Raw genomic sequence first — 21,096 nt, forward strand, 5'->3', positions numbered from 1 at the left:
AAATGGAAAATAAGAAAACATTTTGGCCTTATGGTATTTTGATTTCTTTGGGGCTTATTGTTATAGCTTGTATTGTTACGATTTTTATTGCAAGCAAGGCTCCTGTGTATGAAGATAATTTTTATTTTGATTCTTATCAAAATGTAGAGTTAAATTATAATGAAATTCAAAACAGACAAAAGACTTTTGATGAAAATTTTAAGCTAAGCATTAAAGACAAAGAAAGCTTTATGCATAAGAAAAATCAAGTTTATTATATCAATGAAGGACAAAATGAGCTTAGGATTACAATTGAAAATTTAAAAGATTATGATTTAAGTAAGCTTCAAATCCAAACTTTACTTTCGCGTCCACATACAAATGTAAATGATGAGAATTTGCAAGTAAGATTAGAAGGAAGTGATTTGGTGTTTGATTTTAATATCAAAGAAAAAGGTGTTTGGCAAATACTTTTAAAAATCACTCAAGATGAAAATAGTGTAGGGTTTTTTAAATTCTTTTTGCAGACTAAATAATGAAACTTTTTGTATTTAGCTCACTAAGAGCTTTAAGAAAGTATTATGAGAAAAAACTACAGGTTGATAGTTTAGTAGAACCGGCTATGAGTATAGCCGAATTTATACAAAAGTTAGTTTTTTCTCCGCATTTTCAAGCAACACACTATGAGTGTTTACTTTTGATGAAAAAGGCTTGTGAGCAAACTAAAAATTTAGAGCAAAGCTTAAAAATACCGAGTAATTTTTTTGCTTTCTTAAAAAATAATGCTTATTTATTTAGTTTCTTTAAAGAGCTTAGTTTGGAAAAAAAAGATATCAACTCATTAAAATTTCATGATGCTTACGCTCAGTATGATGAACATTTGCAAATTTTAGAAGAACTTTTTAAAAATTATCTTACCTTGTTAAAAGAGCAAAATCTATATGATGATATTTCTTTGCCGCTAGATTATGAAATTAATAGTGATTTTTTAAAAAATTATGATGAGATTATTTTTGATTTTCAAGGTTTTTTAAATGCCTTTGAAGTAGAGCTTTTGTTAAAAGTTAAGGAAACAATTCCTCTTAAAGTGCAGTTTAATTGCACTAAATTTAATAAAGATTTTTTAAATACTCTTAGCTTTTTACAAGGACTTTCTCTTAAGGCAAATTATGCTTATTTGTTTGATTTAAATCAAAAAACAATTTTAAAAGAAGAGTGCTTTTTTAAAGAAAGTAAAATTAGTTATAAAAGTTTTCATTTAAGATCTTTGCAAGCTGCTTTTGTTTTTGAAAAAATTAATTCTTTTTTAAAATCCGGTATAAGCGCAAAAGATATTGTAGTGATTACACCTGATGAGAATTTTGTAGATATTTTAAGACTTTATGATAAAAACAATGTTTTAAATTATGCAAGTGGAGAAAGTATTAAAAATACACTTTTTTATCATAGATTAAAGTCTTTGTATGAAAGTGCTAAAGATGATGAGTTCGAGTATGAAGAAAATGAAGAATTTTATGAAAGGTGTAATTTAAACAAACATTTGTGTAATTTACACTTTTTTTCTTCTAGTGTTGATTTTACAGAGTTTAAAAAGTTTTTTGATGAAAATATTTCTTTTGATTTTTTTGAGAATTTTATTTTTAATTTGCTAGAAGATAGTGATGAGGAATTAAAAAATTATATACATCAAGAGCTTATTTTTATCAAAGAGCTTGTAAAAACACACGAGTTAAGCTTTGTGCAAATTTTAGAATTATTTTTCATGCAAATTGATGGTATAAAATTAAGCAGTGTTGGTGGTGGTGAAGTTACTGTAATGGGACTTTTAGAAAGTAGGGGACTTAGATATGACGGGGTAATTATAGTTGATTTTAATGATGAATTTATCCCAAAAAGAGTTTCAAGCGAGTTATTTTTAAACAATGAAATTCGCAAAAAAGCAGGACTTATCACTCATGCTCAAAGAGAAAATTTACAAAGACATTATTATTATACTTTAATAGCCAAGGCAAAATTAGTTGGAATTTCTTATGTGGAAAATGAAGAAAAAATCAAATCAAGATTTTTAAACGAACTTGAACTTCCATTTTATGAAGACAAGACTTATAGTAATAATGCTTATGTGAAATATTTTCAAACTTATCCATGTACTTTTAATCTTGAGCCTATTGTAAGTATTAAAGCAAAGCACGATTATTTTCAAAGTGATCTTTCTTTTTCAAGATTTCATCTTCTTGTGCATTATGGTTTGGATTATTATTATAAATATGTTTTAAGATTAAAAGAGCCAAAGACTTTAGATGATACACTTAGAGCAAATGAGTTGGGGAGTTTTATCCATAAGGCTTTAGAACTTTATTATACACAAAAATCTAAAAATCATTTTGATTATGAAGTTTTTATGCAAGTGATAAAAAGCATTAAACAATACCGAGTTGATGCGCTAAATTTAGCTTTAATACAAACTATATTTAAAGAATTCCAAACACTTGAAAATGAGCATTTTAAGCAAGGTTATGTGGTAGAAAAATGTGAATTTAATCCACCAAGAAAAGAATTTATTGCAGAAAATGGAGTGAAAATTCACGCCATAGGCTTTTTAGATAGAGTAGATAATAATGGCAATGAAAGATTGATTATAGATTATAAAAGTGGTAAGGCAGATGAAAAATCTTATCAACTTGCTTTTTATAAGTTTTTATTAGAAAATCAAAATACCTTATTAAATACAAAAGCTTGCTTTTATGATCTAAAAAATATCAAAATCATACATGAAAATGCTAAAAGTAAGAGCGTGCAAGAACTGAAAGACTTGCTTAATGAGCTTGCTAAAGAGCCTTTGGAAAAAGAATTTTTTAATCAAAAAAACGACAATACTTACAGCCCTTATACTATGCTTTATAAAAAGGAGTTTAAGCTTTGAGTTATCATTTTGAGCCTTTTTTAGCTTTAGAAGCTAGTGCAGGAAGTGGAAAAACTTTTGCATTAAGTGTACGTTTTGTAGCTTTGGTTTTAATGGGAGCTAAGATTAATGAAATTTTAGCCCTTACTTTTACTAATAAAGCTACAAGCGAAATGAAAGAAAGAGTTTTTAAAACCTTTTTAGAATTTGATGTGCTTGAAAATGGAGAGAATAAAGCGGAGTGTAATGAGCTTATGAAAATGCTAGGTAAAAGCAAAGATGAGCTTATAGCTTTAAGAGAAAAATACAAAGATGAGTTTTTAAGATCCAAGCTTAATATTTACACTTTTGACAGCTTTTTTTCACAAATCATTCGCTCTTTTGCTTTAAATTTAGGTCTTATGAGTGATTTTGACATTATAGAAAGTCAAGATAGTTATAAAAATTTCATTTCTAAATTAGACGAAGAAGAATTAAGAGCTTTAGCTTATTACATTGTCCAAACAAAAAGTAAAAGTGATTTTTTGCAAAATCTTGAAAGCTTGTATGAAAGATCTTGTGAGATAAATTCTATACAAAATGCACATTTTCCAAATAAAACTTTTTTAGAAAAAAGCTTAAGTGAGTTTATAACTTATGCAAGAAATTTAAGCACAGATAAAAACTATCAAAAAAATTTTGAATTTGAAAACATAGAAGATTTCTTTGCTAAACCTATTATTTGTGATTTAGATAAAAAATATTTTATAAAAGTCATCGATAGCGAATTTTTACAAAAAAGAGCAGAGTTTTTACAAAGTGCAAAAGAGTATTTTACTCAAATGGAAAATTACCGCATTAGTATGCTTGCAAAGCTTTTAGCGCATTTTAAAGAAGCAAGAAATGAAAACAATGCTAAGCAAAATGCATTAACTTTTTCAGATATAGCTTTAAAAACTTATGAGTTAATTAGTGATGAAACTAATAAAGATTTAATTTATTTTAGACTTGATGGTTATATTTCGCATTTATTAATTGATGAATTTCAAGATACTAATGTTTTGCAGTATCAAATTTTAAAACCTATTATCGCTGAACTTGTTTCAGGTGAGGGAGTGAAAAAAAACAGAAGCTTTTTTTATGTGGGGGATAAAAAGCAAAGCATATATGGTTTTAGAGGGGGTAAAAAAGAGCTTTTTGATAAACTTTTAAAAGATTTTCCACAAATTAAATTAGAGCATTTAGATACTAATTATCGTAGTAAAAAGATCATTGTTGATTATGTAAATGAAGTCTTTAAAGATAAATTTTTTGATAGCTTTTTAAATCCTAGCTTTACTTTGCAAAAAAGCATTAAAGAAGGTGGATATGTGGAAGTTTTGCAAAATCATATCCTACCAAAAAGTTCTTTACATGAAGCAAGTGGCAAAGAGGTTTTAAAGATCATCCAAAAGCTTTTAGAAAAAGGCGTAAAGCTCGGTGAAATTTGCATTTTGGTATGGATTAACAAAGACGCTACTTTAATGAAAGAATTTCTTGAAGAAAATGACATTAAAGCCTATACGCAAAGCAATGTAGCTTTGATGGATTGTATTAGCGTAAGAGTGCTTTTTGAGTATGCAAAGGCTTGTGTACTTAAAGATGAGTTTAGTTTGTACTTTGCAAGTAGTATTTTAGAAAAAGAGCTTGAGTTTATAACGCTTGATTTAAACCGAAGTGTAGGTGAGATTTTAAAATACCTAGTACATGTTTTAAAACTTGACTTAAGTGATGTTAATCTCATTGCATATTTAGAGTATGCAAGTGCTTTTGATAATTTTTTTGATTTTTTGTTTGCTCCATGCGAGTTAAAGTCTTTACAAGTTCAAGATGATGGAGTAAGTATTATGACTGTGCATAAATCTAAGGGGCTTGAATTTGAAAATTTAATCGTACTTGATAGACTTAGTAAAAAAGCTCCGGATAATGAAACTTTAATGTTTGAGTATGATTTAGAGCAAGGTTGGGAAGTAAAATACCGACACAGTGCTAGAAAATATCTTGAAGATGAAAACTATAATACCTTTTTAGCTAAAAGAGAAAAACTTCAAGCAGAAGATGAGATAAATTGTCTATATGTAGCGCTTACTAGAGCTAAAAACTCTCTTTTTATTATAAAAAATGATGAGAGTTTTAAAACCTTTAAGAGTTATTTTCAAGACTATGAAGAAAAACAAATAGGTATTATAGAAGAACAGCTTTCAAAAACAAATGAGCCTTTAGAAAATTTAGAACAAATAGAAAACTTTGAAGAATTTCAAAAGGTAAATTTGCAAGAAGTTAAAGTAAAAAGTCATCTTTCAAGCGCACAAATACATTTTGGTTTGGCTTTGCATGAGTTTTTGCAATATTTTGATTTTAACACTAAAAGCAATTTTGAATTTTGCAAGCAAATGGTGTATAAAAAATATCGTTTTTACTTAGATGATGAAGGTTTTAATGAGCTTTTTAAAAGACTTACTATGCTTTTAAAAGATGAGAGCTTTAACGCGCTTTTAGCGGGTAAAAAGCTACTAAAAGAGCAAATCATCACTTATAAAGGTGAGCAAAAACAGCTTGATATGCTTGCATTTGATGATAATGAAGCTATCATTATAGACTATAAAACGGGTTTAAATTTAAACGAGCATAAAAAGCAAGTTTTACTTTACAAAGAAGCCATAGAAAAAATCTTAGCCAAGACTTCCACTAAGGCTTTTTTGGTATATGTTTTAAAGGATAAAGTGGAAATAGTGGAGGTTTAATAATAATCTATATCATCAAATATAGGTTCTACTATAAAATTTCTATTTTTATCCATAAGTCCCCATTTTTCATTTAACTTGACTTTTGCAATTCCTTGGTTGAAACTATAAACTTTATCAAAATTAGCTTCTATTGCAAATTTTCCATTTTTATCTATAAAACCCCATTTTCCGTTTAAACTAACACTTGCTAGATTTTCCTTAAAATTAGAAATATTGTCAAATATAGGATTTATTATTATCTCCCCGTTTTTATTAGCAAATCCCCACTTTTCGTTTAAATTAATACCTGCAATATTTTCACTAAAACCAAGAGTATAATCAAAAATAGGATCTAATATAATTTTTCCACTTTTATCTATAAAACCCCATTTTCCATTTAATTTAGCGCCTGCTAGATTTTCATTAAAATCGAGAGTGTAATCAAAATAGGCTTTATGGCTATATTTCCATTCTTGTTTATAAATCCCCATTTTTCCTTTAATCTAATACTTGCAAAATTTTCTTTAAAATTCCAAGCATAATTAAATATAGGTTCTGTAATAAATTTTCCGCTTTCATTGATAAAACCCCATTTTCCGTTTAAATTAACACTTGCTAGATTTTCCTTAAAATTAGAAACATTATCAAATATAGGATTTATTATTATTTCCCCGTTTTTATCTATAAATCCCCATTTTCCATTTAATTTAGCTTGTATGGGCTTTTTATATTTAAGAGGATAGGAATCTAAGCACGCCTTAATATCCCCACTGTTGCACTTTTCTTTTAAAATTTCATATTTGTTATTTTGTTTGTTTGGGTTAGTTGTATGAATTTCACTTTTATTTGTATTATAATAAATATTAAAACCAAAAGCTAAAATAGGTAGTACAAAAGCAATAGCAAATTTTATTTTATGTTTAGCAAATAAATTTAACATTATTTCGCCTTATAAAGTATTTTATATTACAATTGTAATATAAACTATTATAAGAATAAGTTACAATATAAAAAAGATATCATTTAAACTTTAAGTATTCTTAAATTAAGTACTAATTAAGCTAAAATAATTATAATCTCATTTTTAAAAAAATTTTTGGCAAAGGTAAGATGATGACAAAGATAACAAAGCCAAACGAAGTAAAACGCGAATGGATCGTTTTAGACGCTGAAGGAAAGCGTTTTGGTCGTCTTTTAACAGAAGTAGCGACTATTTTAAGAGGTAAAAATAAACCTTGCTATACTCCAAATGTTGACTGTGGAGATTATGTAATCATTATCAATGCTTCTAAAGCAGTTTTCACAGGTGCAAATAAAGCAGAAGATAAACTATACCACAGACATTCAGGGTATTTTGGAAGCGTAAAAAGTGAAAAATTTGGTGATTTATTAGAAAAAAATCCAGTTAAATTATATAAATTAGCAGTTCGTGGTATGCTACCTAAAACAAACCTAGGTAGAGCTATGCTTAAAAAATTAAAAATTTATGCAGGTAGCGAACATCCTCATACTGCTCAAATTGCTAATAAAGGAAAATAATCATGGCAACAACATACGCAACAGGTAAAAGAAAAACCGCTGTAGCTAAAGTTTGGGTAAAAGCTGGTAGTGGTAAAATCATCGTTAATGGTATGGATTTAAACACTTGGCTTGGCGGACATGAAGCTATAAAATTAAAAGTAGTTCAGCCTTTATTAGTAACTAAACAAGAAACTTCTATGGACATTAAAGCAACAACTTTAGGTGGTGGTTACAGTGCTCAAGCTGAAGCTTTAAGACATGGTATTTCAAGAGCTTTAGCTGCTATGGATGCGGATTTTAGAGCATTATTAAAACCAAAAGGACTTCTTACTAGAGATAGCAGAACTGTTGAACGTAAAAAATACGGTCGCAGAAAAGCAAGAAGAAGCCCACAATTCTCTAAACGCTAATATTTTTTGGATCCATTTTGGATCCATTTTCTCTATTTTTTTTAAAAAAAATCATATTTTTTTCATATATTTTTATTTTATTTAAAATCAAAGGATTTTTTGTTTAGAATAAATATTTATAATTCCAAGGTCCGATCAGGGAAACCTCCTTTTTGTAGTAAATTTAAGCCCCTTACCCAAAGGGGCTTATTTTATTTTAATCTTCTTTTTTATATAATCGCTCAATTTATTTTATAAGGATTGTTATGAAAAAAATTATAAGCTTAGTTAGTTTAGCTAGTGTTTTATTTGCTTTTGATACTAGCAAAATAGAAATAACCCCGACCTTTAACTATACAACACCAGAAGGAAATTTAGATCTTAAAAATTATGGTGGAGTTGGCTTAAGATTTGGCTATCACTATGATGATTTATGGATAGATCAAGCTGAACTTGGTTTAGAGTATTATGATAATGCAAAATATAATAATCCAAATGATAATACACATATAAATACTAGTGTTTCGAGATTTTATGTGAATGCTATTAAAGGAATTGATTTAGCTAATCATGTGTATTTATATGGATTATTAGGAACAGGTTATGAGTATTTAAGTCATGGGGCTTATGAAAATAAAAGTGGTATGTTTGCTCAATATGGTGCAGGTTTTAAATTCGCGCTTGGAGAAGATTTAGCTTTAAGACTTGAAGCAAGAGATCAAATTAAATTCAACAATGGCGAACATAATTTAATTTCTAGTGTTGGTTTAAGTTTTTATTTTGGCAATAAAGCTCCAAAAACTCCTAATGTTGAAACAAAACAAATTGAAGAAAAGCCACAAGTAAAACAAATCGATAAAACATGTTCAGAACCAAGAAAAGGTGCTTTGCTTGATCATATAGGTTGTGAAAAAACAATAGCCCTTGAGGGACATTTTGGTTTTGATCAGACTAATATAAATCCAGAATTTGCTCAAAAAATTCAAGAAGTGGGTAAGATCTTAGAAGAAAATCCTCAATACTATACTATTTTAGAAGGCCATACAGATAGTACAGGTCCTAAGGCTTATAATCAAAAATTATCATTAGAGCGTGCTAATGCCGTAGCGAAGGAACTTGAAAAAACAGGTGTTGCTAAAGAAAAAATTGTAACTAAAGGCTATGGTTTTGAAAAGCCAAAAGTAAGCAATGATACCAAAGAAGGTCGTGCGCAAAATAGACGCGTTGAAGCAAAATTTTTTATTAAAGAATAAATTTTGCCAAAAAAGACAATTTTATTTGATTTAGATGGCACTTTGATAGATTCTACAAGTGCCATTTTAGATGGATTTGATGCTGCTTTTAAAGCTTTTAATGAGCCTTTAAGAGATCATGAAGCTATTAAGGCTTTGATAGGTTTTCCTTTGGATGTAGCTTTTGAAAAGCTTGGTGTGGCAAAAGAGAAAACAAGTGAATATGTTAATGCTTATAGAAAAGTATATCAAAAAATCTATATAGAACAAACTTCTTTACTTCCTTTGGCAAAAGAAAGTGTATATGAGGCTAGTTTATTTGCTGATTTAGCTGTTGTTACGACTAAAAGTTCTAAATTTTCTAAACCTTTACTTGATCATTTAGGTATAGGAGAGCATTTTAAAGTTATTATAGGTAGAGACGATGTAACTTGTCCAAAGCCAGATGCTGAGCCTATTTTATTAGCTTTGAAGAAACTTTCTAAAAACAAAGAAAATGCTTTTATGGTAGGTGATACTCATTTAGATATAAAAGCTGCTCAAAATGCCAATATTATTCCTGTGGCTGTAAGTAGTGGTTATGAAAGTAAAGAAAGTTTAGCTAAATTTGAAATTCCGCTTTTTAAAAATACCTATGAAGCCATAAAATATATAAGAAATATCCGATAATTTCCCATTTAAACTCTATACCTATAAATAATAAAAAATTTTTATTATTGTTTAAGATAATTAAAGATAAAGTAGTTATTGACTTTAAGTAATTATTTAATTATAAGGATAGATTAAATGAGTAAAATAATGAAAACGATGGATGGTAATGAAGCAGCAGCTTACGCTGCTTATGCATTTACAGAGGTTGCTGGAATTTATCCTATCACTCCAAGCTCTCCTATGGCTGATTATACTGACATATGGGCTTCTCAAAGCAAAAAAAATCTTTTTGGAGTGCCAGTTAAAGTTGTAGAAATGCAAAGTGAAGCAGGTGCAGCAGGGACAGTTCATGGGTCTTTACAAGCAGGTTCTTTAACCACGACTTATACCGCTTCTCAAGGACTTTTGCTAAAAATACCAAATATGTATAAAATTGCAGGTCAACTTTTGCCTGGAGTAATTCATGTGGCAGCTAGAGCTTTAGCATCTCAAGCGCTATCTATTTTTGGAGATCATCAAGATATTTATGCTGCAAGACAAACAGGTTTTGCTATGCTTTGTTCGCATTCTGTGCAAGAAAGTATGGATTTAGCAGGTGTTGCACACCTAGCAGCTATCAAAGGTAGAGTGCCTTTTATGCATTTTTTTGATGGTTTTAGAACCTCTCATGAAATCCAAAAAATTGAAGTAATGGATTATGCACATTTTGATCGCTTATTGGATCGTGAGGCTTTATTGGAATTTAGAAATTCCTGTCTAAATCCAGAAAATCCAAAAACAAGAGGTACGGCTCAAAATGATGATATTTATTTTCAAACAAGAGAGTTGGCAAATAAATATTATGAAGCTGTTCCTGATATTGTTAATGAATATATGCAGGAAATTTCAAAAATTACAGGAAGAGAATATAGACCTTTTGTGTATTATGGGGATAAAAATGCAACGCGTGTTGTTGTAGCAATGGGTTCAGTGACTGAAGCTTTAAAAGAAGTTGTAGATTATTTGAATAGCAAAGGTGAAAAAGTAGGGGTTTTAAAAGTTCATTTATATAGACCATTTAGTTTAAAATATTTATTTGATGTAATGCCTCAAAGTGTTGAAAAAATTGCTGTTTTAGATAGAACTAAAGAGCCAGGAAGTTTAGGAGAACCACTTTATTTAGATTTAAAAAGTGCATATTATGGAAAAGAAAAAGCACCTTTAATCGTTGGTGGTAGATATGGACTTTCTTCAAAAGATGTGGATCCTGCTCAGTTAATAGCAGTTTTTGAAAATCTAAATCAAGCAAATCCAAAAGATGGTTTTACCATAGGAATTAATGATGATGTAACCTTTACTTCATTGCCTGTGGGAGAGAAAATTTCTTTGGGTGATGAAAGTACTATAGAGTGTTTATTTTATGGACTTGGTGCCGATGGCACTGTAGGTGCAAATAAAAACTCTATTAAAATTATAGGAGATAAAACAGACTTTTACGCGCAAGCTTATTTTGCTTATGATTCTAAGAAATCAGGTGGTTATACAAGAAGCCATTTAAGATTTTCTAAAAAACCTATTACTTCAACTTATTTAGTTTCTACACCACATTTCGTAGCATGCTCGGTGGCTGCGTATTTAGAAATTTATGATGTTTTAGCAGGTATTAGAAAAGGAGGAACTTTCCTTTTAAATAGTATTTGGAGTGCGCAAGAAACTATTGAAAAAATTCCAAATGCAGTAAAAAGAGTTTTAGCACAAAAAGAAATTAATTTTTATATCATTAATGCTACAAAACTTGCTAGAGAGATAGGACTAGGTAGTAGAACAAACACGATTATGCAATCAGCATTTTTCAAACTTGCTAATATCATTCCTTTTGAAGATGCGCAAAAATATATGAAAGAATTAGCTTATAAATCATATAGTAAAAAAGGTGATGCTATAGTTGAAATGAATTATAAAGCTATTGATGTAGGTGCAGATGGACTTGTAAAAGTTGATATTGATCCTTCTTGGGTAAATTTAGCTAATGAAGCAAAAGAAGAAACTATAGCTTATAAAGGCACTGAATTTGTTGAAAAAATCGCAAAACCTATGAATGCAGCTAAGGGCGATGATTTACCAGTTTCGGCATTTTTGGGCTATGAAGATGGTAGTTTTGAGCATGGTACTACTGAGTATGAAAAAAGAGGCGTTGGTGTTATGGTGCCAAGATGGATAGAAACTAATTGTATTCAGTGTAATCAATGTGCTTCAGTATGCCCTCATGCAGTTATCAGACCTTTCTTGATTGATGAAGAAGAATTAAACAATGCTCCAGCAGGTGTAAAAGAGCACAGCTTAAATGCAAAAGGCGTGAAAGAGCAAAAATTAAATTTCAAAATTCAAGTTTCGCCGCTTGATTGTACAGGTTGTGAGCTTTGTGTGCATGAGTGTCCTACCAAAGAAAAATCTTTAGTGATGGTACCACTAGGTGAAGAGCTTGATCATGGTGAGCAAGAAAATGCAGATTATTTATTCAAAAAAGTAAGTTATAAAGATAATATTTTAAATAGAGAAAATACCAAAGGCATCCAATTTGCTCAACCTTTATTTGAATTTCATGGAGCATGTCCAGGGTGTGGAGAAACTCCTTATATTACTTTAATTACTAGATTATTTGGTGAAAGAATGATTGTTGCTAATGCAACTGGTTGTAGTTCTATTTATGGTGGCTCAGCTCCTTCAACTCCATATAGAAAAAGCAATAAAAATGGTCATGGACCTGCTTGGGGCAATTCTTTATTTGAAGATAATGCTGAATTTGGTCTTGGTATGAAAATAGCAACTGAAACTACAAGACATAAAATAGAACACATAATGAATGAAAGTATGCAAGAAGTACCTAACGCACTTTCTGCATTATATAAAGAGTGGATTGCAAATAAAGAAGATTCTAAAGTTTCTTTGGAATTAAGAGATAAATTAGTTCCATTGTTAGAAGAAAATAAGCAAATCAAAGCAGTTAATGATATTTTAGAACTTAAAAGCTATTTAAGTAAAAAATCACATTGGATTTTTGGTGGTGATGGCTGGGCTTATGATATAGGTTATGGTGGGCTTGATCATGTTTTGGCAAGCGGTGAGAATGTAAATATTTTAGTGCTTGATACTGAAGTGTATTCTAACACAGGCGGCCAGAGCTCAAAATCTTCAAGAACAGGTTCGGTAGCACAGTTTGCTGCAGCAGGTAAGCCAGTGCAGAAAAAAGATCTTGGTCAAATTGCTATGACTTATGGTTATATTTTTGTGGCTCAAGTAAATTCTAATGCAAATTATGCACAATTGTTAAAAGCTGTAATGGCGGCAGAAGCTTATGATGGACCTTCTTTGATTATTGCTTATTCTCCTTGTATAGCTCATGGTATTAAAGGTGGACTTGGAAATTCAGGAAATCAAGCAGAGTTAGCTACAAAATGTGGATATTGGCCAACTTATATTTATGATCCGCGTTTAGAAGCTGAAGGTAAAAATCCTTTAATAATTTCTTCAAAAGAACCTGATTGGGATTTATATGAAAGCTTTTTAATGAATGAAGTTCGTTATAATTCTTTGAAAAAATCAAATCCTGAGCAAGCAAAAGAATTATTTGAAAAAAATAAAGCAGAGGCACAACGTCGTTACAGACAGCTTAAGCGTTTAGCAAGTGCTGATTTTAGCAATGAAAATTAATTTTGTTTCGAATTTTTATTCTTGTTTTATGGGTAATTAATGCTTTTGGTGTTAATTATCCATTTTTAAATCAAAATTGTTATGTTGATAATTTAATTTCAATTCAAGATCCTTTTTTTAAAAAGACTACAAATATAAAATCTAATTTTTCTTTGCAAGCTATTGTTTCAAATAAGATTAAGATTAATGATAAGTGGTATGCTTTAAATGATTATATTGATGGTTTTAAAATAGTTGAAATTAGAAATTCTCAAGTTGTATTAAAAAAGGAAGAAAAAATAATGGTTTTAAATTTGTATGAAAAAAATAGTATTTTTATGTATTAATTTTTTGTTTTTTACAAATGTATTTGCCATGCAGTGTAATCAGCATTTTTTTAATATAAGAGTAGAAAACAAAACTTCTTTGCTTGAAATTTTAAATGAACTCGGAAGAGAGTGTGATTTTAGTATTATTATCAAAGATATTTTTGCTCAAGAAAAATTAATGCATGCTCAAAATTATTTACATATAAAGAAAATGTCTTTAAGAGAGATTTTTAAGCTTTTATTGGTGGAAAACAATCTTGCTTATGAATACGATAAAAATGCTTTAAAAATTTATGGAAAACAAGTTAAAACTTTTAAAGTGCATTATATAAGTTCTATTAGAGAAGGACAAAGTATTACTAAAGCTTCAGTGGATTCTAGACCAAAACAAGGAGATTATGATAATTATAAAGAAGTAGATAATTTAGTTATTAGTACTGATAAATTTGATTTTTGGGAGAAAATTTCAGAAGAAATTCAAGCTTTGTTGGATGAAAATACAACTAAACCTATTGTCAATACTAATGCAGGAATTATTACTTTAAATGCAACTCCATATGAACTTGCAAGAGTTGGAAAATATTTAGATGACTTAAATAAAAGACTTAAAAAACAAGTTTTAATTGATGTAAGTATTGTTGCTGTGCATTTAAACAAAAATCATTCAAGTGGAATTAATTGGCAAGAACTTGCTTTTAAACTTAATGGTGATGATAATGATTTTATAATTAATAAAGATGGTGTTAGAAATATTAACTTAAAAGCAAATATTGAAACTAAAGCTATTTTAAATTTATTACAAGAAAATGGTAAAACAACTATACTTTCTAACCCAAAACTTATGGCTTTAAACAATCAGCAAGCTATTATTTCTATAGGCGATACAATAAATTATCAAGTAAAAGAAAGTTCTAAAGGAACAGAAAATGGTACAATAGTTAGTGAAATATATAATAATTATTCTATTTTTGTAGGAATTTTACTTAATATATTGCCTGAAATTTCAGATGATCATAAAATTATGCTTAGGATTAATCCAAGCTTGAGTGATTTTAAATATAGTTTTGATAATCATAGACAAAGCAAACCAAGAAATATAGCGCCAGATACTATACAAAAAAAGCTTTCTACTGTAGTTGAAGTTGATGATGGGCAAACTTTAATTTTAGGCGGATTGATTAGTAAAAATACCATTAATAATCATAATGAAATAAGCATTTTATCTAAAATTCCACTTTTTGGAGCTTTATTTCAAGGAAAACAAAATTATGAAGATATTAGCGAAATAGTTTTTATTATCAAACCAAGTTTAGTAAAAACTAATAATAAAATTTTAAGTTTAAAAGACCTAGGTTTTCAGCATGAAGATGATATGTTTTAAAATCTTAATATGTTTTTCTTTTTTAAATGCTATAGAAATTCAAAACAATAGTTTCGATCAAAACATATTTTATGAAAAATTCATTAATCAACCAAACTATGAAAATGCTTTAAATTTAGCAAAATATTTTTATCAAAATAAAGAATACAAACAAGCAGTTTTTTGGGCTATGGAAGCCAATGATTTTGATTTATTGCAAAAAGAAGCTTGGCTTGTTTTTATTAATGCTAAAATAAAACTCGGAAGATATGAAGATGCTTTAATAGCTAAAAAAGAATACGAAAAGCTTTTGGAGATTTATTTTGAGTGATACACATCAAAAATTAAAAAACTTAAGTGAGTATTCTTTAAAAGAAATTGCTTCTCAATACAAAATGGAATTTTTAAATTTAAATCAAACTTTTGATTTTGAAAAATATCTTCACATTTTGCCTTTTTCTTTAATAGAACAACATGATATTTTTTGTTTTTATGAAGATGATGAAAATATCCATATAGCTTCCTTTAAACCATTGGAAGAGAATGTTTTGGAAAAAATACAAAATTTATATCGTTTTAAAACTATCAAGATTTTTCTTTGTGTTTTTACGCAATTTGAATTTTTGCTAGAAAGGGTTAAATTTTTAATTAAATTTCAAAATCATCTTAATAGATTAGAGCTTAGTTTGAAAAGTGATGAAAATAAAGATGAGTTTTTATTAGAGCAGTTTTTGAATTTAATTTTAACTTATGCTTGTTTTTTAAGAGCAAGTGATATCCATTTAGAGCCTTTAGAAAATGAAGTATATGTAAGATTTAGAATAGATGGAGAGTTAAAATATATACATAGTTTTGATGCAAAATCATACCAAGCCTTATTGATGCATGTAAAAATTATTGCTTTGCTTAATGTAGCTGAACAAAGACAAGCTCAAGATGGGAGTTTTTCTAAAATCATTTTAGAGCAAAAATATGATTTTAGAGTTTCAATTATGCCTTTATTATTTGGACAAAGCATAGTGTTTAGAATTTTAAAACAAGATGGATATGTTTTAAAACTTGATAAACTTTTTATCAAAGAAGAAAATTTAATTCAGCTGAAAATATACACGAATGCACCTTATGGTCTGATTTTGTTTTGTGGGCCAACAGGGAGTGGTAAAAGTACTTTTATGCATGCTATTTTAAATGAAATTGAACAAAGTAAAAAAATCATCACCTTAGAAGATCCTATAGAATATAAACTTAAATATGCTCAACAAATTCTTTTAAATTCTAAAGCTGGATTTGATTTTCATAAAGCTTTAAGAGCAGTTTTAAGACACGATCCTGATGTGATTATGATAGGTGAAATTAGAGATGAGGATAGTTTGGATATAGTTTTAAAAGCTTCTTTAAGCGGACATTTAGTTTTAAGTACCCTACACACTAATGGCGCTATAGAAGCTATTTTTAGAATGAAGCATATGGGTGCAAGAGAATACTTAATAGCTCATTCTCTTAATTTAATTATAGCTCAACGATTAGTAAGAAAACTATGTGAATGTAAAGAACCTAACAAGGAAAAATTTTACTTTCAAAATCAAGTTTTTGAAGGAAAATTTTACAAAGCAAAAGGTTGTGTTGAGTGTATGTATAGTGGATATAAAGGGCGTTTGATGGTAGCTGAATTTTTATTTTTAGATCATAATTTAAAAAATATGATAGAAAATAATGAAAATTATGAAAATATTTCAGCATACGCTTTAAAAAAAGGTTTTTTGACTTTAGGTATGGATGCTTTAGAAAAGGCGAAACTTGGCTTAACAAGTATAGATGAGTTAAGAAAGATTAGTTTTTGAAAAAATTTGTTATTTTTTATGTATTAAATAAAGAGCAAAAACAATATATAATAAGGGCTAGAAATTTATATGAAGCTAGAAATTTTGCGTTAAAGTCATTTGTAAATATTATTAGTGTTGAAGAATATTTCAAACCGATAAAACATAAAATCAAAGAAGAAGAGCTTATTTTCATTCTTAAGGATTTAAATATGATCTTAAAGGCAGGATTAAGCTTACAGGAAGCAATTTTAGAATTTTTAAAATCAAGCTATGAAAAACAAAATATTAAAATTTTTAATACAATTTATAATAAACTCAATAATGGAAGTTCTTATAATGAAGCCTTTAAAGATATTTTAAATTCTAGAGAATGTGCTATTTTAAAAATTTGTGATGGCAGAGAAGATTTACATAAGGCTCTTGATATTATTATTAGTTTAAAAGAAAAAAATCTTCATAGTTTTAAGCAGTTAAAAAAGGCTATAGCTTATCCACTTTTCGTTTTTATGTGTATTATTTTTGCTTTTTTTATTCTTATAACTTTAGTTTTGCCTGAATTTAAAACTTTATTTTTACAACTTGAATTGGATTTGCCAAAAATCACTCAAATTCTTTTTATTATAGCTGATTTTTTTAGTCATTTTTATATGATTATTTTATTAAATATAGGATTTTTTATAATACTTACTTATTCTTTTAGGAAGTCTTTGTTTTTTCATAGAATTCTTTTTTATTCTCCCATTTTTGGAAAAATAATATTTTATCAAGATAAATTTTGTTTTTTCTTAATTTTTTCATATTTATTAAAAGCAGGGGTGGATATAAAAAGAGCTTTTGAACTTGCTTGTGAAGGTATAGAAAATCAATTCTTTAAAAACAAAATGTTTATTATAAAGACTTCATTTGAATCAGGACTTGATTTAGCTCAAGCTTTTTCTAACACAAAGCTTTTTGAGCCTTTTGTGATAAGAATGTTAAATTTAGCTTTAAAAAGTTCTAAATTAGATGAAAGTACTTATGAGCTTGCTTTGTTTTATGAGTATAAAAAAGAAAATTATACTCAAAAGCTTTTGAGTGTTTTGGAGCCTTTGATGACAATTTTTATGGCGAGTTTGATTTTAGTTTTAGCCTTGGGTGTATTTTTACCTATGTGGCAAATTAGTCAAGAAATTTAAGCAAGATAATCATAAGCAACCTTAGCTATAGTTAAAGCAACCATAATCAAAAAGAGTTTTTTGATAAAAGTTCCTTGTGTTTTTAAGACTAGTTTTGATCCTATAAAAGCACCTAAAATTTGGCCTATACCCATTAAAATACCAACTTTCCAAAGCACCTCATAAGAGTATAAAAATACCCCTAAAGCTACTACATTGCTAGTAAAATTTAAGATTTTAGTATTAATGCTTGCATTTTTCATGCTAAAACCAAGAAATATCACGCAAGCAAAAATCCAAAAAGATCCAGTACCAGGTCCTAAAAAACCATCATAAAAACCAAGTAGCAAGCCAAAGATAATTTGAAAGCTTGTAGTGCGCATTTTAGCTTTATTATGTACATGGCCTAAATCAGGCTTGAAAATAGTGTAAAAAAAGATTAAAACAAGGCAAATTAATACAATGATTTTAACAGCATTTTGATCTATTAGTAAGACTGCATAAGTTCCAATGGCAGCTCCAATAGCAGTAAATAAAATTCCCAAAGCTATCTTTTCTATATGCATAGATTTTCTATAAGCTAAAACCGCAGTGAGTGATCCAAAGGTACTTTGAAGTTTATTAGTAGCTAGGGCTAAATGAGGAGGAATACCACAAGCAAATAAAGCAGGTATGGTAATAAGCCCACCACCACCTACAATCGCATCAACACAACCTGCAAAAGCAGCAACAAAGAATAAAATCACATAATAAGTTAATTCAAGCTCCATAAGCTTTCCTTGTTTTGTCCGATTCTATATAGAGCAAAATCATATTTTATAGGATCAGCAGGATCGAATTTTTTAAGACTTTGCGTAAGTTCTAAAACACTTTTAAAATCATAAATCTTACGCTTTAAAAGCTTAAGTTTTAATGAAACTTTATGAGTATGAGTATCTAAGGGTATGAGTAAGTCTTTTTTATCGATATTTTTAAACAAACCTAAATCTAATTCATCTTTTCTTACCATCCACCTAAGATACATATTATATCTTTTTAAAGGACCTTTTGGAATGTTAAATTCTTTTGAAAAGAAAAATTCATAACCATAACTTTTATAAGGATTAAGCTTGTAAATTGTTTCTATGAAAGCTTTTATTGCTTGTGTTATGTTTTGCTCTTTTTGATAAGTTTTGGTAAAAATATTTTCTATACTATCTTCATTTTTTAAGCGCTTGAGTGTGATAAAAATTTGAGCTATATCTTGAGAGTTTTGAAAGCGGTATTTTAGATTTTTGCATTCTTTTTTAATAATCTCATCGTTTCTTTCAAGCAAGGAAAAATCAAGTTTATTTAAAAAATTTACAATATTTTTAGCATTCCCATAGGCAAATAAAGCACAAAGCAAGGCTATATTTTCATCTTTATAAACACTTGCAATTTGCAAAGGATCAGGATGAGAAAAAAGCTCTTTTTGAGTGTTTTTGCTTAAAATTGCTTCATCTAAAAGAGCTTTAATTTGCATTAAGATTTTAAACCAAGTAAGGTTTCAAGCATTTGATCAACGGTAGTTACGATTTTAGCTGCAGCGCCATAACTTGCTTGATATTGTATGAGTGCTGCTAATTCTTCATTGGTATTTACACCACTTTTTGATTGGTATTCTGCATAAGCTGTATTAAATACCGTCATATTAGTCGCATGCGCAAAGCCATTGCTTTCAGCATCTGAAGCAATTTGGCCTGTAAATTTTCTATAATATCCATCCAAAGTCATAGTATCTACTGTACCATCTTTATTATAAAAATTTACTTTTTGATTTTGAAGTTGCAACATAGCATTAGCTACATCGTTATTTCCATCAACTCCGTTTGAACTAGCTTTTAAGCTATTTGGATCATTTCTAATGCTTGAATTTACATTAATGCTACTTGCATCTTGACCATTAAAAAATGAAGATACATTTAAAGCGCCTGGGAAATTTGTGCCATTGTCTTTAAAAGCTATTTTATAACCTTTTTTTAAGCCATTGATTTGGAAATTTCCACTATCACTTTTTCCATCATAATGATAAAAGGCTTGAAAATAATCATTTAAATCATTACCGCTAACACCATCTTTATTATCATCAACATCTGCATTGATTTGTTTAATAACATCTTCTATAGTGGTATTAACATCTATTTTTATAGTTCTAGTAGCAACCGGCTCACCTTTTTCATCATAAACTGTGATGTCAAAGCTTCCTGCTTGGATGTTTTTATCATAACTCATTAAAGAAGTATCAGATTTTAAACCTTTTAAATCATCTGAATTTACTTTATCGGTTGCTGCTTGAGCATAGACATTATTAGTTTGAGTTATGAGTGTTTTTGTAAAGGTATTGAGCATATCTTTATACTCTTGTAATTTTCCATCGCTGTAAGTATCATGATTGCCATCATAATTTCTACCTCTAAGATCAAGTTGAGCACCAAGCTGTCCGCCTGAAATTTTGCTTGTTAAATCATAGCGATTTTCATCATTTACTTCATAATAAATTTGATAAAAACCATTAGGGTTGTTATTATCTAATTTTAAAGGGTGAAAGCTAGAGCCATTTACTATACTAAAGCCTTGAATACTTAAATCATAATATCTTCCAGAATCAGTCATGGTAGATTCTAAAGTACTATCTTGAGAGCTTGTTCCTTTCCAAGCAACAGCATTAACTAACTTTGAAAGTCTAAGTTCGAGCTCATCTCTTTTATCTCTTAGTTGATTTGCATTATCGGTAGGTAAAACTTCTTCATTTTCAAGTTGTTTATTAATATTTGCAATTTCTTGACCAATGTTATTAATCTCATCTACGGTTTGTTGAATTTGCTCATTAACTGTTTGTTGCATTTTGCTAAGATCTTGTAATGTTTTTTGTATGTTCTGGGCTAATGTGTTTGCACTATTAACAAGATCTATTTTACTTGCCCCATCGCTTGGGTTGGAAGCAAAATTATTCCACGCATCATAGTAATTTTTATAATCCTGTAAAATACCAGTTCCTTGCATATCAGGAAATCTTTGACTTGCTTCTTGTAAAATTTGTCCTAAATAATTTGTATAGTTTTGTTGAGTAGTGGCGTTTTTTAGCTCATAATAAGAATGCTCATCATGCAATCTTTTAATAGTATCAATTTGCGTACCTGTTCCTAGGTGTAAGCCACCTCTATCAAGAGACATACCTGAACTTTGCACCGCTCTTTGTCTAGTATAAAATACTGCATTTGCATTAGAGATATTGTTACCTGTGGTATTGATTTGAAGTTCAGCAGCTCTTATACCACTAACCCCTGTATATAAACTATCAAAAATTCCCATGACTTAGCCT

The 21,096-nt window shown here is 28.8% G+C and carries 18 protein-coding genes; 13 read left to right on the forward strand and 5 right to left on the reverse strand.

The window, feature by feature from the left end; all coding sequences use genetic code 11:
• The first annotated feature begins 2 nt into the window (after positions 1-2).
• The 3 genes from L8V85_RS04885 to L8V85_RS04895 are packed head-to-tail and all read left to right on the forward strand — an operon-like array spanning position 3 to position 5,643.
• Positions 3-515, forward strand: a complete 513-nt coding sequence (locus tag L8V85_RS04885; RefSeq protein WP_263676374.1) for a FixH family protein — start codon at positions 3-5, stop codon at positions 513-515.
• A complete protein-coding gene (locus L8V85_RS04890; protein WP_263737585.1) occupies positions 515-2,902 on the forward strand; it encodes a PD-(D/E)XK nuclease family protein in 2,388 nt (795 codons plus the stop codon). The genes L8V85_RS04885 and L8V85_RS04890 overlap by 1 nt, the downstream gene beginning before the upstream one ends.
• On the forward strand, positions 2,899-5,643 hold the full coding sequence (locus L8V85_RS04895; RefSeq protein WP_263737586.1) for a RecB-like helicase: 2,745 nt from the start codon (positions 2,899-2,901) through the stop codon (positions 5,641-5,643). Before L8V85_RS04890 ends, L8V85_RS04895 begins: the two co-directional genes overlap by 4 nt.
• On the opposite strand, the gene L8V85_RS04900 is transcribed toward L8V85_RS04895, so the two are convergent.
• Together L8V85_RS04900 and L8V85_RS04905 are read right to left on the reverse strand one after the other, a co-directional pair.
• The gene (locus tag L8V85_RS04900) at positions 5,640-6,116 is read right to left on the reverse strand and encodes a WG repeat-containing protein (protein ID WP_263737587.1); all 477 of its coding nucleotides are present in this window, start codon (positions 6,114-6,116) and stop codon (positions 5,640-5,642) included. The two genes, L8V85_RS04895 and L8V85_RS04900, sit on opposite strands and share 4 nt — an antisense overlap.
• Positions 6,038-6,565 carry a WG repeat-containing protein gene (locus tag L8V85_RS04905; protein ID WP_263737588.1) on the reverse strand — a complete coding sequence of 176 codons (528 nt, stop codon included), beginning with the start codon at positions 6,563-6,565 and terminating at the stop codon, positions 6,038-6,040. The genes L8V85_RS04900 and L8V85_RS04905 overlap by 79 nt, the downstream gene beginning before the upstream one ends.
• 173 nt (positions 6,566-6,738) lie before the next feature.
• Here L8V85_RS04905 and rplM point away from each other — a divergent pair, with 173 nt between their 5' ends.
• From rplM to L8V85_RS04955, 10 genes are all read left to right on the forward strand, one after another.
• Complete coding sequence (rplM, locus tag L8V85_RS04910) at positions 6,739-7,164, forward strand: 50S ribosomal protein L13 (protein ID WP_039617653.1); 426 nt, start codon at positions 6,739-6,741, stop codon at positions 7,162-7,164.
• A gap of 2 nt (positions 7,165-7,166) precedes the next feature.
• A complete protein-coding gene (gene rpsI, locus L8V85_RS04915; protein ID WP_039617655.1) occupies positions 7,167-7,556 on the forward strand; it encodes a 30S ribosomal protein S9 in 390 nt (129 codons plus the stop codon).
• Between the two features lie 245 nt (positions 7,557-7,801).
• Positions 7,802-8,788, forward strand: coding sequence for an OmpA family protein (locus tag L8V85_RS04920; RefSeq protein WP_263737589.1), 987 nt, complete (start codon positions 7,802-7,804; stop codon positions 8,786-8,788).
• Positions 8,789-8,791: 3 nt separating this feature from the next.
• Entirely contained in the window at positions 8,792-9,436 is a 645-nt protein-coding gene (locus tag L8V85_RS04925) for an HAD family hydrolase (RefSeq protein WP_263737590.1), read from the forward strand.
• A gap of 117 nt (positions 9,437-9,553) precedes the next feature.
• Positions 9,554-13,108 carry a pyruvate:ferredoxin (flavodoxin) oxidoreductase gene (nifJ, locus tag L8V85_RS04930; RefSeq protein WP_263737591.1) on the forward strand — a complete coding sequence of 1,185 codons (3,555 nt, stop codon included), beginning with the start codon at positions 9,554-9,556 and terminating at the stop codon, positions 13,106-13,108.
• Positions 13,109-13,110: 2 nt separating this feature from the next.
• The gene (locus L8V85_RS04935; protein ID WP_263660518.1) at positions 13,111-13,434 is read left to right on the forward strand and encodes a hypothetical protein; all 324 of its coding nucleotides are present in this window, start codon (positions 13,111-13,113) and stop codon (positions 13,432-13,434) included.
• The gene (gene mshL, locus L8V85_RS04940; RefSeq protein ID WP_263664625.1) at positions 13,406-14,797 is read left to right on the forward strand and encodes a pilus (MSHA type) biogenesis protein MshL; all 1,392 of its coding nucleotides are present in this window, start codon (positions 13,406-13,408) and stop codon (positions 14,795-14,797) included. Before L8V85_RS04935 ends, mshL begins: the two co-directional genes overlap by 29 nt.
• Entirely contained in the window at positions 14,778-15,107 is a 330-nt protein-coding gene (locus tag L8V85_RS04945) for a CDC27 family protein (RefSeq protein WP_263660516.1), read from the forward strand. Before mshL ends, L8V85_RS04945 begins: the two co-directional genes overlap by 20 nt.
• Positions 15,100-16,617, forward strand: coding sequence for a GspE/PulE family protein (locus tag L8V85_RS04950; protein ID WP_263665554.1), 1,518 nt, complete (start codon positions 15,100-15,102; stop codon positions 16,615-16,617). The genes L8V85_RS04945 and L8V85_RS04950 overlap by 8 nt, the downstream gene beginning before the upstream one ends.
• Positions 16,614-17,774, forward strand: coding sequence for a type II secretion system F family protein (locus L8V85_RS04955; protein WP_263660514.1), 1,161 nt, complete (start codon positions 16,614-16,616; stop codon positions 17,772-17,774). The genes L8V85_RS04950 and L8V85_RS04955 overlap by 4 nt, the downstream gene beginning before the upstream one ends.
• On the opposite strand, the gene L8V85_RS04960 is transcribed toward L8V85_RS04955, so the two are convergent.
• Genes L8V85_RS04960 through flgK form a run of 3 tightly spaced genes read right to left on the reverse strand, consistent with a single transcriptional unit; the run spans position 17,771 to position 21,086 of the window.
• A complete protein-coding gene (locus L8V85_RS04960) occupies positions 17,771-18,523 on the reverse strand; it encodes a TSUP family transporter (protein ID WP_263664623.1) in 753 nt (250 codons plus the stop codon). The genes L8V85_RS04955 and L8V85_RS04960 overlap by 4 nt on opposite strands.
• Positions 18,508-19,257, reverse strand: coding sequence for a TIGR02757 family protein (locus tag L8V85_RS04965; RefSeq protein WP_263737592.1), 750 nt, complete (start codon positions 19,255-19,257; stop codon positions 18,508-18,510). The genes L8V85_RS04960 and L8V85_RS04965 overlap by 16 nt, the downstream gene beginning before the upstream one ends.
• Positions 19,257-21,086 carry a flagellar hook-associated protein FlgK gene (flgK, locus tag L8V85_RS04970; protein ID WP_263664621.1) on the reverse strand — a complete coding sequence of 610 codons (1,830 nt, stop codon included), beginning with the start codon at positions 21,084-21,086 and terminating at the stop codon, positions 19,257-19,259. The genes L8V85_RS04965 and flgK overlap by 1 nt, the downstream gene beginning before the upstream one ends.
• Positions 21,087-21,096 lie beyond the last annotated feature (10 nt).

Origin of the sequence: Campylobacter sp. IFREMER_LSEM_CL2090 (assembly GCF_025771865.1) — a bacterium.
Classification (GTDB): Bacteria; Campylobacterota; Campylobacteria; order Campylobacterales; family Campylobacteraceae; genus Campylobacter_D; species Campylobacter_D lari_D.